Annotated in this window: 6 protein-coding genes, 1 tRNA gene, 2 rRNA genes and 1 pseudogene (1 of these 10 running past the window's edge); 4 read left to right on the forward strand and 6 right to left on the reverse strand. The window is 56.2% G+C overall.

Annotated elements, in window-relative coordinates; translation table 11 throughout:
* Positions 1-42 precede the first annotated feature (42 nt).
* The 3 genes from FY152_11005 to FY152_11015 all read right to left on the reverse strand — a co-directional run bounded on the left by FY152_11005 (position 43) and on the right by FY152_11015 (position 2,341).
* Entirely contained in the window at positions 43-858 is an 816-nt protein-coding gene (locus tag FY152_11005; protein ID UXS32596.1) for a cytochrome c oxidase subunit II, read from the reverse strand.
* 178 nt (positions 859-1,036) lie between these two features.
* Positions 1,037-1,423, reverse strand: coding sequence for a cytochrome c family protein (locus FY152_11010; protein UXS32597.1), 387 nt, complete (start codon positions 1,421-1,423; stop codon positions 1,037-1,039).
* Positions 1,424-1,525: 102 nt separating this feature from the next.
* On the reverse strand, positions 1,526-2,341 hold the full coding sequence (locus FY152_11015) for a DUF2189 domain-containing protein (GenBank protein ID UXS32598.1): 816 nt from the start codon (positions 2,339-2,341) through the stop codon (positions 1,526-1,528).
* A gap of 797 nt (positions 2,342-3,138) precedes the next feature.
* Between FY152_11015 and FY152_11020 the strand changes: the two genes are divergently transcribed.
* The 4 genes and pseudogenes from FY152_11020 to glf all read left to right on the forward strand — a co-directional run bounded on the left by FY152_11020 (position 3,139) and on the right by glf (position 10,358).
* Positions 3,139-5,709 carry an ice nucleation-like protein gene (locus FY152_11020; GenBank protein UXS32599.1) on the forward strand — a complete coding sequence of 857 codons (2,571 nt, stop codon included), beginning with the start codon at positions 3,139-3,141 and terminating at the stop codon, positions 5,707-5,709.
* A 102-nt stretch (positions 5,710-5,811) separates the two neighbouring features.
* Positions 5,812-6,779 (forward strand): annotated as a pseudogene (locus tag FY152_11025) (glycosyltransferase family 2 protein).
* A 213-nt stretch (positions 6,780-6,992) separates the two neighbouring features.
* Positions 6,993-9,035, forward strand: a complete 2,043-nt coding sequence (locus FY152_11030) for a glycosyl transferase (GenBank protein UXS32600.1) — start codon at positions 6,993-6,995, stop codon at positions 9,033-9,035.
* Positions 9,036-9,185: 150 nt separating this feature from the next.
* A complete protein-coding gene (gene glf / locus FY152_11035) occupies positions 9,186-10,358 on the forward strand; it encodes a UDP-galactopyranose mutase (GenBank protein ID UXS32601.1) in 1,173 nt (390 codons plus the stop codon).
* Between the two features lie 87 nt (positions 10,359-10,445).
* Here glf and FY152_11040 read toward each other — a convergent pair.
* The 3 genes from FY152_11040 to FY152_11050 form a co-directional block, all read right to left on the reverse strand.
* A tRNA-Met gene (locus FY152_11040) sits at positions 10,446-10,522 on the reverse strand.
* Positions 10,523-10,747: 225 nt separating this feature from the next.
* Positions 10,748-10,862, reverse strand: a 5S ribosomal RNA gene (rrf, locus tag FY152_11045).
* Positions 10,863-11,109: 247 nt separating this feature from the next.
* A 23S ribosomal RNA gene (locus FY152_11050) occupies positions 11,110-13,459 on the reverse strand (it continues 453 nt past the right edge of the window).

Here is a 13,459-nt window from a genome sequence, read left to right on the forward strand (position 1 = left end):
TGTTTCCTCCGACGCGGTTTTTCCTTCAACGATGCATGGCGCTCATCTGGCCGCCGACTTTTCCGCCAGGGCCAGCGATTTCGAGAAAGTCGGCTGCTGCTGTAACCAGGCCTGATAGTCGGCCTCGGTATCGACGACGACAGTGCCGCGCATCTGCGGATGGCCGACGCCGCACAGTTCCGCGCACAGAACCTCGAAGGTTCCGGTCCGTGTCGGCGTGAACCAATAATAGGTAACCGAACCGGGGATCATGTCCATCTTGGCCCGGAATTCCGGCACGTAGAAATCATGCACCACATCGACCGCGCGCAGCAGCATTTTCACCGGCGTGCCGACGGGTAAATGCAACTCGCCGCCCTCGACGATGACATCGTCCATTCCGGCGGGATCGTTTCTGTTCACACCGAGCGGATTGTCAGGCGCAATGGCGCGCGTATCCGCACGTCCGAGCCGTCCATCCGCTCCCGGCAGCCGGAAACTCCATTGCCATTGCTGACCGACGACTTCCACCTCACCGGCACCATCCGGAACAGTGACGAATTGTTTCCACACAAAGAGGCCCGGCAGAAGCATCGCGGCCACCCCGACCCCGGTGCCACCCGCCAGCCACCATTCCAGGCGCTTGTTTTCGGGCTGATATGCGGCCCGGTTTCCGGGGCGGTGCCTGAAGCGGAACACGCAATAGGCGACGAACAATACGACGGCCGAGAAAACGAAGCCGGTGATCCAGAAGGTGATGGTGATCGTATTGTCGATATAGCTCCAGTTCGACGCGATTGGCGTCCACCACCAAGGGCTGAGAAGATGGAATATGATCGATCCCACCACCAGTAGAACGAGAACCACAACGACAGCCATCGCCTCCTCCCCTGACACTTCCCTGACACGGCCGCGAATATTTCCACAATCCTGTCGCGAAATGTATTAGCATTATCTCATGAACGCGTTGGGCGGGCAATTGCGACGGCAATGGCGGTCCGCCCCTCTTTCGGCCTTATCACGTCAGTCCGACCCGGCTCTTCCACGCGTCATCCCGCTACTTGGAATATTGCTTCAGATAGGCGATCAGATTGGTGATTTCGGTGTCGTCCTTCAGTCCGACAAAGGCCATTTTCGTGCCTTTAACCTTCGCCTTGGGGTCGTGCAGATAATCGCGAAGCGACGTCTCGCTCCACACCAGCCCGGCCTTGCCGGCATCCTGCATCGCCTGTGAATAGGCGAAATTCGGATGCGTGCCGGCGGTTCTGCCGAACAGGCCGTTCAGCGAGGGCCCCACCTTGTTCTGGTCCGTTTCGGCCACATGGCAAATGCCGCATTTCTTGAAAATGGTGGCGCCTGCGGCAGGGTCGCCCTCCTGCGCGCGCGCCTCAAGCGGAAGGGTAATGGCGAAAAGCAGACAGACGGCAAGAAATCGATACAACATGACATCCTCACGCGCTCCATCGCCATCCCTGCCGGCACAGCTCCCTTTGGGGGAAGCCGCAACGGCGGGAAGGATGATCGACAACTAGGTTTCGTTATGAATTCAAGACTTACGGTTTGGATAAACGGGAACGATCAATTTCCGATAGAGATGCCAGGTCGAGTGCCCGAGGATGGGCATAACGACCGCAAGGCCGATGAAAACCGGGATCGTGCCGACGACGAGCAGCGCTGCGACGATCAGCCCCCAGAGCGCAACCGGAACCGGATTGGCAAGCGTGGCGCGTATGCTCGCATCCACCGCCGCAACCGCGCCCACATCCCGGTCCAGCATCAGCGGGAAAGCCACCACCGTTGTCGCCAGCACAATGACCGCGAAAACGAAACCGGCCAGGTTACCCCAGATGATGAGGGACAGCCCTTGCGGGGTCGTCAGAACGTCTGACACAAATGTTGAGAACGAGACCGGGCCAACCGCCTCGAAACTCGTGGTGTAGATGTGCTGCGCGACAATCAGCCAGACGACGAAAAGCGCAAACAGCATGACACCGACGGCAATGATCGACGGCAACGCCGGAGAGTGCCGAACCTCCAGTGCGTGACGCCAGGAGCTATCCAACCCCTGCTCACGGCGTCGACTGATTTCATAAAGACCGATGGCCGCGATCGGGCCGATCAAGGCAAAACCTGACATCAAAGGATAAATCAGCGGCAGCAGATTGGCGCCGGAACTCCACATGATGAGAAAAACACCCGCGATCGGATACATAAGACAGATAAAAACGTAATGGGAGGGTTTCTCTCGAAAGTCCTCAAGCCCCAACTTCAGGGCATCCACAAGATCCGCTACATTTATCTTCCGGACTTCGGGGCGTGCAAATTCGCCGCTCGCGCCGGCCATGACATGGAATGCCGTCATAGCATCTCTCCTCCTGCGCCATGATCCGGCCTGCGGCATGGGGACGCCCGGTGATTTTTTATCCATGCGTCAAACCGCAACCGGTAACTTTGAATCTATCAAATATTCTCGTATTTGTCGCCTATTCTTTAAATTAGAAAAAATAGATGTTTGCCGTCGGCATGACCGGCGAGTCCCCAAACCGACCCTATGAAGACGATTCTCTCCGTCACGCTCCCTGAGCTTGGCAGCATGACACGTCATGGGCAGTGAACCTGCCTGCGGGATCGAAAAGAAACGCAGTCATACGAAGCCCTGCAGCTTCTCGTCAAAATCCGCGCGATAGCCATAGATTAAATTCAGAAATATACTTTGCTGGATAATTATAAAAATCATCAGATAAGGCATATTGCAGATATAATCGAGTTAAATATGCAAATATATTAATTTATATAAAAATCAAATTATTCTATTTAAGTATATTATGTTCCATAAATATATAAAATAAACAATCTAAAAGAATTAAATTTACACCTACCAAGTATTAACTCGACTTTAAATGTTTAAATGATATGAACCTCATATCGCAACAATTCTTAGGCGATAGAAATTATTGAGCGGCATTCGCACAAGCTAGCGTGGAAAATCCGGGCCAATTCTCCGGCTCGAATTGCATGATGCTTTTCCGGCGCAGGTTCACATGAGCCATGTTCTTCACAATTTCGCTTTATTTGCAGATGTCGGACCGTTGTCATCAAGAACGGTGTCTGGCGGCAGATAGGCGTGACCAGTCGCCATCCGGTTAAAGGGACACGTTCATGACTTCAATTCTCTCTTCACTGTCTGCTGTGCAGATTTCCAGGCTTTCCACGTCCACAATCGCCGGCCTGACCTCGGCGGACGTTAATGCCCTGGATAGCAACAGGATCAAGGCACTCACCTCGTCTCAGATCGCCTCTTTGAGCACAGATAACCTCGCTCTTTTCGGCTCCGAAGACCTCCGCGCCATTTCGGTGAGCGCCGTCAAGGGACTAACCCTGACCCAGATCGCAAAACTGAGCTCCGCTCAGATCAACAGCCTGTCGGCATCTCAGGTCACGGCGCTGTACGCCAGCCAGATTGAAGCCCTGTCGACTGAACAGATCAAGGCGCTGAACTCTACTCAGATTGCCGGTCTCAGCTCCGCGCAGATCGGTACCCTTAGCAGCGCCGAACTCGCGCTTTTCTCCACCGATGAGATCAAGGCCATCAGCGTCAACGCCATCGCCAGCCTTTCCGCGGCCGCCCTCTCCGGTCTCAGCACCGAAAACGCGGCGGCACTGACAAAGACACAGATCGCAGCCCTGTCGTCAACGCAGCTTGGCGCATTGTCGACCGACAATCTGGCCGCCTTCTCCACCGATGAGATCAAGGCCATCAGCACCAGAGCCTTTGCCGGCCTCGATGCCAGCAAACTGACCACCGGCACCATCGCCGCCCTGAGCCGAGCACAGGTCGCAGCACTCTCTTCGGCACAACTCGAAGCCCTCTCGACCGATCGGATACAGGCGCTCACCTCGGATCAGATCGCAGGTCTCAGCTCCGCACAGATCGGCACCCTTAGCAGCGCCGAACTCGCGCTTTTCTCCACCGATGAGATCAAGGCCATCAGCGTCAACGCCATCACTGGCCTTTCCGCAGCCGCCCTCTCCGGCCTCAGCAGCACCAATGCCGCGGCACTGACGAAGACACAGATCGCAGCCCTGTCCTCGACACAGCTTGGCGCTCTGTCCTCCGAGAGCCTCGCCACCTTCTCCACCGACGCGATCAAGACAATCAACACCAGAGCTCTCGCCGGCCTCGATGCCAGCAAGCTGACCACCGGCGCCATCGCTGCCCTGAGCCGAGCACAGGTCGCAGCACTCTCTTCGGCACAACTCGAAGCCCTCTCGACCGATCGCGTCCAGGCGCTCACCTCGGATCAGATTGCCGGCCTCAGCTCCGCACAGATCGGCACTCTCAGCAGCGCCGAACTCGCGCTTTTCTCCACCGACGAGATCAAGGCCATCAGCGTCAACGCCATCACCGGCCTTTCCGCGGCCGCCCTCTCCGGCCTCAGCAGCACCAATGCCGCGGCATTGACGAAGACACAGATCGCAGCCCTGTCCTCGACACAGCTTGGCGCATTGTCGATCGACAATCTGGCCGCCTTCTCCACCGATGAGATCAAGGCCATCAGCACCAGAGCCTTTGCCGGCCTCGATGCCAGCAAACTGACCACCGGCACCATCGCCGCCCTGAGCCGAGCACAGGTCGCAGCACTCTCTTCGGCACAACTCGAAGCCCTCTCGACCGATCGGATACAGGCGCTCACCTCGGATCAGATCGCAGGTCTCAGCTCCGCACAGATCGGCACCCTTAGCAGCGCCGAACTCGCGCTTTTCTCCACCGATGAGATCAAGGCCATCAGCGTCAACGCCATCACTGGCCTTTCCGCAGCCGCCCTCTCCGGCCTCAGCAGCACCAATGCCGCGGCACTGACGAAGACACAGATCGCAGCCCTGTCCTCGACACAGCTTGGCGCTCTGTCCTCCGAGAGCCTCGCCACCTTCTCCACCGACGCGATCAAGACAATCAACACCAGAGCTCTCGCCGGCCTCGATGCCAGCAAGCTGACCACCGGCGCCATCGCTGCCCTGAGCCGAGCACAGGTCGCAGCACTCTCTTCGGCACAACTCGAAGCCCTCTCGACCGATCGCGTCCAGGCGCTCACCTCGGATCAGATTGCCGGCCTCAGCTCCGCACAGATCGGCACTCTCAGCAGCGCCGAACTCGCGCTTTTCTCCACCGACGAGATCAAGGCCATCAGCGTTAATGCCATCACCGGCCTTTCCGCAGCCGCCCTCTCCGGCCTCAGCAGCACCAATGCCGCGGCATTGACGAAGACACAGATCGCAGCCCTGTCCTCGACACAGCTTGGCGCATTGTCGACCGACAATCTGGCCGCCTTCTCCACCGATGAGATCAAGGCCATCAGCACCAGAGCCTTTGCCGGCCTCGATGCCAGCAAGATGACCACCGGCACCATCGCTGCCCTGAGCCGAGCACAGGTCGCGGCGCTCTCCTCGACGCAGTTCGAAGCCCTCTCGACCGAGCGGATACAGGCACTTACTTCGGATCAGATCGCAGGTCTCAGCTCCGCACAGATCGGCACCCTCAACAGCGACGAGCTCAAGCTCTTCTCTACCGATGAGATCAAGGCCATCGGCATCAATGCCATCGCCGGTCTCACCACAGCCACCCTCACCGGTCTCGGCAGCACCAATGCTGGAGCGTTCTCGTCCCAACAGCTCGGGGTGATGAACGATGGACAGGTCGAGGCTATCATCAAGGCCTACAAGACAGTGTAAGGCCCGAAGAAACCAGACAATCTACGACGCGGCTCAAGGTCGCGTCGTAGCATGGATGCATTTTAATTCCAGAATGCGCCCAGAGGACATCGAGTTTCCATCATGGCAAAGATATCCGTCATCATTCCGGCCTTCAACATAGCCAGTCTCATCGGCGAGACGCTCGACAGCGTTCTGCGCAATGAAACCGATATGGATATCGTCGTCATCGACGATGCCTCCACCGACAATACTTGCGACATCGTTGAGCAATATATGGCGCAATACGCCAATATAAGGCTGATGCGCAATGAGATGAACACCGGGCCGGGCGTCGCCCGCAACAGGGCGCTGGCGACCATCGACAGCGAATATTGCCTGTTTCACGATGCCGACGACCTCCTGGCTGCAGGAGCCATCGATACAGTCCTGCCCCTGATGGATGAGACGAATGTCGATGTCGCGGCATTCAGATATAATGTGCTCAGAACGGCCGATGGCCCACCCGGGGAGATGCCCCCTATCGACAGGAATATCTGGAACGACGTCCTCGGTAACCGCGACAGGGCACTGATCGATCTCGATACGGCCCCGTACAGTTCCTGGTGACGATCAACTACCCATGGAACAAGATTTTGCGGACGTCATTCATCCGCCGGACAGGCTGGCGTTTCTCCACGGCACGGATCAACGAAGACATCCTGCCGCACTGGGCAGCCTATATGAATGCCGGACAATTCCTGGCCATTAACAGCAGCCTGACGACACACCGCCTTGTTCCCGGTCGCGAGCAGCACACGAGTACCTTCGACGAGCGCCGCCTGGACATGTTCGCGGCGCTTAAGGACGCGGAGAAGCTTTTCAACGATAGCCCGATCTTCAGAGCGAAATATTATCCGATCTTCATCATCTTCAAGGCGGGTTTGCTGGAATGGGCAAACAGGCAGATGCGGCATGATCTGCTCGGCCTTTTCCGGGAACATGCCGCTCATTCCTACCAATACTTCACGGACGAGGATTTCGACAGCGTCTATCAGATCAATCCATCAATTGCGCTGGCGAGCTACAGGATGAAACATTCCTATCGCTAGAACATGCGAAAAGCCTGACCCGTAATAACAGCGTCAGCGGTTCAAAACATGGGAGTCTGACTGTCAATAAACTTCAACATGCGATCCATAAGCTTGGCACGACATTGATGCTGACGTGACACATCCAGCCCCAGGCAAGTTATCTACTATAACTAAAAATGACCCGTCTGGGCCGCTTCTACTTTCGACCTTGTCGTTTTACCGCAGGATGCCATGACCGCCAGCCACGCCTCTACTTCAAACGACGATGCTCCGAGCGCACTTGATCTGGCGCGGAACCAGCAACTCAGTCTTCTGGATCTTTTGCGTCTGGCCGAGGCTCTTGGTGCCGCCGGTCAGCTAACCGCCGCCGGGGAACTCTACAAAACCTGGGTCGCATTCAACGACAATAATCCCGCAATCCACGTCGCCTACTTCAACTACGCTGTCGTGCTAAGCCAGCTTGGTGATAGCGCAGGCGCCGTCCAGGCGTTTCACGCCTGCTTAAAGGCCAATCCGCAATTCGCTCCCGGCCACATCAATCTCGGTCGCGTGCTTGAAGATGCCGGCCTGATCGGTCAGGCGGTGGAGCAATGGTCGCAATATGCCGAGGCCACGAAAAATCTCGATGCCGAAGCGGTTGAGCATCGGCATTTGGTCCTGCAGAACATTGGCCGGGTCCTCGAAAGTGCCGGAAAACTTGAGGAGGCTGAAGCCGCTTTGCTGCAGGCGTTCGAGCTGCGGCCGGAGGCGCCGGAATCAGGTCAACACTGGGCAGCGTTGCGACAGCGCCAGTGCAAATGGCCGGTGCTTGAACCATCGAGCCACGTCCCTGCCCGCAAGATGCTTGACGCCATGTCATCGCTGACGTTGAGTTGCTACGCCGACGATCCAATGTTCCAGCTTGCCAAAGCCTATCGCCTGAGCAAAACGCTGATTGGCGCACGTCCGGACCTCACCCGCTTTCCGCGCAGATTGCCGAAACACAAGTCCGGGACCGGTCAACGTCTGCGCGTCGGCTACCTCTCATCGGATCTTCGCGATCATGCCGTCGGCTTCGCTCTCTGCGAGGTTCTGGAGCTGCACGACAGGAACAGTCTTGAGGTCTTCGCTTATTATTCCGGCAATGTACGCAATACGGACAGCACCCAGCAGAGGATAAAAGCCGCGGTCCATTGCTGGCGGGATATTCACGGCCTGGATGATAGCTCTGCCGCATCGCAGATCATATCCGATGAAATCGATATCCTGATCGACGTGAACGGCTACACCAAGGACGCACGCGCAAAAATTTTCGCCTATAGGCCTGCGCCGGTCATCGTCAGCTTCTGCGGCTACCCCGGATCGATGGGAAGCCCGTTCCATCAGTATCTGATCTCCGACGGGTATATGATCCCGGAGGAGAACGAAATCTATTACACCGAAAAGGTGCTGCGCATCGCGTGCGATCAGCCGCTCGACCGCAAGCGGCCCATCGCGGAGCGACCGAGCCGAGCAGACGTCGGACTGCCGGAGGACGCATTCGTTTATGCCAGCTTCAACGGCATGCAGAAGATCACGCAAAACTGCTTTGCACGATGGATGACGATCCTGTCGCAGACGCCGGGCAGCCTATTGTGGCTCCTGACGGGCGATGAAGATGTCAATCAGCGCCTGCGAGACGTCGCGCAACGGAACGGCGTCGCACCCGAGCGGCTCGTATTCGCGCCGAAAGTCCCGAACCCGATGCATATTGCCCGTATCGGCGTCGCCGATCTGTTTCTGGACACCTTCCCCTATGGCGCACATTCCACCGCGGCTGATGCGATAACATCCGGCCTGCCCGTCCTCACCATGTCAGGCAAGACATTTGCCGCGCGTTTCTGCGGCAGCATCGTCACCGCAGCCGGTGTCCCGGAGATGCTCTGCTCGTCGCCCGAAGACTATGTCGCCCGCGCCGTGGGTTTTGCCCACGACAGGAAGAGCCTTCTTAAGGTGAGAGAGTCGATCGCCCGGCAAAGCGACACAAGTGTATTGCGCGATATTCCTGCCCTGGCACGGCGTCTGGACGAACTGTTCTGGCAAATGCAGGGCGAATGCGAACGCGGCGAGACGCCTGTGCCGGATCTCAGCAATCTCGATCTCTACTATGACGTGGGTGCGGAAGCCGTATTGGAAAATATCGAGTTTGAGGACGAACAAAGCTACCGCAGACGCTACCTCAAGAAGCTCAATCAGTGGCACGACTATGCGCCGATCCCATATGACCGTCGCCTGTGGCAGACACCAAAAGACTGAGCGAGAAACCGAACGGCGCGAGCCGGATATCACTATTTCCCGCTGACCGTCGATATTCTCGCCTGGCCGAAACTACCCTCAACACCACCTCTTCAATGCAAATCTTTACCGCCCCCGCCGGCGGCGACATATGAACAGGACGAGTTCTCAATGAGCGCGGATGAAAGAATTGTCATTGTCGGCGCCGGGCTTTCCGGGGCGGTCATTGGACGGGAGCTCGCCCAGGCAGGCCATATGGTCGAGATCATCGATGCCCGCAATCACATTGCCGGTAATTGCCACACCGAGCGTGACGGCGAAACCGGCGTTATGGTGCATGTTTACGGCCCGCATATCTTCCATACGGACGACAAGGAGGTCTGGGACTATGTCAACAGCTTCCAGACGTTCATGCCTTACAAGAACCGGGTCAAAACGACGAGCGGCGAGCGTGTCTATTCCCTGCCGGTCAATCTGCACACGATCAACCAGTTCTTCGGCAAGAATTTCCGGCCCGATGAAGCGAGAACCTTCATAGAAGAGAGGGCCGACAAGTCGATCATCAATCCGCAGACCTTCGAGGAGCAGGCGCTGCGGTTTGTCGGCCCGGAACTCTACGAAGCCTTCTTTAAGGGATATACGGAGAAGCAATGGGGCTGCCCACCGGCCGACCTGCCCGCGTCGATCCTGAAACGCCTCCCCCTACGCTTCAATTATGACGACAACTATTTCTTCCACAAATATCAGGGCATGCCGGAAACCGGATATACCGACATGATCGAGCGTATCCTCAATCATCCAAACATAACGGTGAAGCTCGGCACACAATTCCACCGTGCCGATGCAGGGGCTTGCAAACACGTCTTCTATTCAGGCCCGCTCGATGGCTATTTCGACTTCGAACTCGGCCGGCTGGCGTACCGAACACTCGACTTCGAACGTTTCACCTATGATGGCGACTATCAGGGCTGCGCGGTGATGAACTATGGCGATGTTTCCGTGCCCTTTACCCGCATCACCGAACACAAGCATTTTTCCCCGTGGGAAGAGCCTGCCGGCTCCGTTTGTTATAGGGAATTTTCCCGCGCCTGCGGCCCGCATGACATTCCTTATTATCCGGTTCGGTTGGTCAAGGATAAGGAGCAGCTTGCCGAATACGTGGCGCGCGCCGAGCGGGAAACATCCGTCACCTTTGTCGGCCGCCTCGGGACCTATCGCTATCTCGACATGGACATGACCATCCGGGAGGCACTCGACACCGCCCGCCTCTATCACGCCAGGCGATCAGAGGGCGGTTCCATGCCTGCATTTCTGCATTTACCTGTTTACGGGCGGCCGGCTTAGCTGCTTGAATGACAATTTCCGCACAACACCAAAAGGGCCCTGAGTTTCCTCGGGCCCTTTGATAAGTCCTGAATGTCTTATGAGTATTGGTTGCGGGGGCAGGATTTGAACCTGCGGCCTTCAGGTTATGAGCCTGACGAGCTACCGGGCTGCTCCACCCCGCGTTACCAGCGTAAATCCCTATTGGATTTATCGCGACTGCATCACAGGGAAGCTGTGATGGCTAGTGCCGGAGCAAATTGCGGAAGGCGATTTGTCTCCTGTTAGGGACGCACGAGGCGTTTGCCTTATGGTTTTAAGTCCCGGAATGCAAAAAGGCCGCGTAAGCGGCCCTATGTATCGGCTGGGCCGAAGTTTGTTTAGAGAAGATAGAATGTTGCGTTTTGCAGACCTGGCAGCGACCTACTCTCCCGCGTCTTGAGACGAAGTACCATTGGCGCTGGGGCGTTTCACGGCCGTGTTCGGAAAGGGAACGGGTGCAGCCGCCCCGCGATAACCACCAGGTCGGCAAAACGCAACATTGAACATGTTTTCACATGCGTGTTGTTTCGAGAAGCTGGGAAGCTTGCGCTTCGTTTTAATTTACACGTCTTTCTGTGACTGGTCCGCTTGCCTGCCTTGCTCGATGTTGAGTTTGGCAGCCATACAGGACGCTAGTCCGTCGCCAATCGTTTGGCGCGCCGTCCGCAGGGCCTTGTGGCCCGTGAGGACAGAAGATGATGTCATCAAGCTTTGCTTGATGAACATATTCAATGGGAACGAAGAAGTCGATCGAGCTATTAGTAACGGTAAGCTTCACATGTTGCCATGCTTCCACACCCGTCCTATCAACGTGGTCGTCTTCCACGGCTCTGATAGGGAACACTCGTTTTCAGGTTGGTTTCCCGCTTAGATGCCTTCAGCGGTTATCCATTCCGTATATAGCTACTCTGCTATGCCCTTGGCAGGACAACAGATCCACCAGAGATACGTCCATCCCGGTCCTCTCGTACTAGGGACAGATCCTGTCAATATTCCTACACCCACGGCAGATAGGGACCGAACTGTCTCACGACGTTCTGAACCCAACTCACGTACCGCTTTAAATGGCGAACAGCCATACCCTTGGGACCTGCTCCAGCCCCAGGATGCGATGAGTCGACATCGAGGTGCCAAACAACCCCGTCGATATGGACTCTTGGGGGTCATCAGCCTGTTATCCCCGGCGTACCTTTTATCCGTTGAGCGATGGCCCTTCCACACGGGACCACCGGATCACTATGACCGACTTTCGTCTCTGCTCGACTTGTCAGTCTCGCAGTCAGGCGGGCTTATGCCATTGCACTCGACGACCGATTTCCGACCGGTCTGAGCCCACCATCGCGCGCCTCCGTTACTCTTTCGGAGGCGACCGCCCCAGTCAAACTACCCACCATACACTGTCCCGGATCCGGATAACGGACCGCGGTTAGACATCCACGAAGATAAGGGTGGTATTTCAAGGATGGCTCCACAAAGACTGGCGTCCCTGCTTCAAAGCCTACCACCTATCCTACACATGCCTTGGCGAATGCCAGTGTAAAGCTATAGTAAAGGTGCACGGGGTCTTTCCGTCTGACCGCAGGAACCCCGCATCTTCACGGGGAATTCAATTTCACTGAGTCTATGTTGGAGACAGCGGGGAAGTCGTTACGCCATTCGTGCAGGTCGGAACTTACCCGACAAGGAATTTCGCTACCTTAGGACCGTTATAGTTACGGCCGCCGTTTACTGGGGCTTCAGTTCAGAGCTTGCACCCCTCCCTTTAACCTTCCAGCACCGGGCAGGCGTCAGACCCTATACGTCGTATTGCTACTTCGCAGAGCCCTGTGTTTTTGATAAACAGTCGCTACCCCCTGGTCTGTGCCACCCCATCATAGTTGCCTAAAATGGGGTCACGCTTCTTCCGAAGTTACGCGTGCAATTTGCCGAGTTCCTTCAACATAGTTCTCTCAAGCGCCTTGGTATACTCTACCTGACCACCTGTGTCGGTTTCGGGTACGGTCTATACGGTGGAGCTATTTCCTGGAACCTCTTCGCCGCACATTCAATCCAATAAGAATGTACAACACACGAGATCCGTCACTACCACCAGGCCCACGAATATTAACGTGGTTCCCATCGACTACGCGTGTCCGCCTCGTCTTAGGGGCCGGCTAACCCTGCTCAGATTAACTTTAAGCAGGAACCCTTGGTCTTTCGGCGAGGGAGTCTCTCACTCCCTTTATCGTTACTCATGTCAACATTCGCACTTCCGATATCTCCAGCAGCCCTCACGGGTCCGCCTTCACAGACTTACGGAACGCTCCGCTACCACATGCCTTACGGCATATCCTCAGCTTCGGTGCATGGCTTTAGCCCCGTTACATTTTCGGCGCAAAGACCCTTATTTAGACCAGTGAGCTGTTACGCTTTCTTTAAATGATGGCTGCTTCTAAGCCAACATCCTGGTTGTTTTGGGATCCTCACATCCTTTCCCACTTAGCCATGACTTGGGGACCTTAGCTGGAGGTCAGGGTTGTTGCCCTTTTCACGACGGACGTTAGCACCCGCCGTGTGTCTGCCGACTAGTACTCCTCGGTATTCGGAGTTTGGTTAGGATCAGTAAGACGGTGAGTCCCCATAGCCCATCCAGTGCTCTACCCCCGAGGGTATTCGGTCGACGCTCTACCTAAATAGATTTCGCGGAGAACCAGCTATTTCCGAGTTTGATTGGCCTTTCACCCCTAGCCACAAGTCATCCCAATCTATTGCAACAGATACGGGTTCGGCCCTCCAGTTGGTGTTACCCAACCTTCAGCCTGCTCATGGCTAGATCACTCGGTTTCGGGTCTAATGCAACTAACTCAATCGCCCTATTCAGACTCGCTTTCGCTGCGCCTACACCTACCGGCTTAAGCTTGCTAGTTACACTAAGTCGTTGACCCATTATACAAAAGGTACGCCGTCACCCTTGCGGGCTCCGACTGTTTGTAGGCATCCGGTTTCAGGTTCTATTTCACTCCCCTCGTCGGGGTGCTTTTCACCTTTCCCTCACGGTACTTGTTCGCTATCGGTCATGCACGAGTACTTAGGCTTGGAGA

The organism is Agrobacterium tumefaciens, assembly GCA_025560025.1.
Lineage (GTDB): Bacteria > Pseudomonadota > Alphaproteobacteria > Rhizobiales > Rhizobiaceae > Agrobacterium.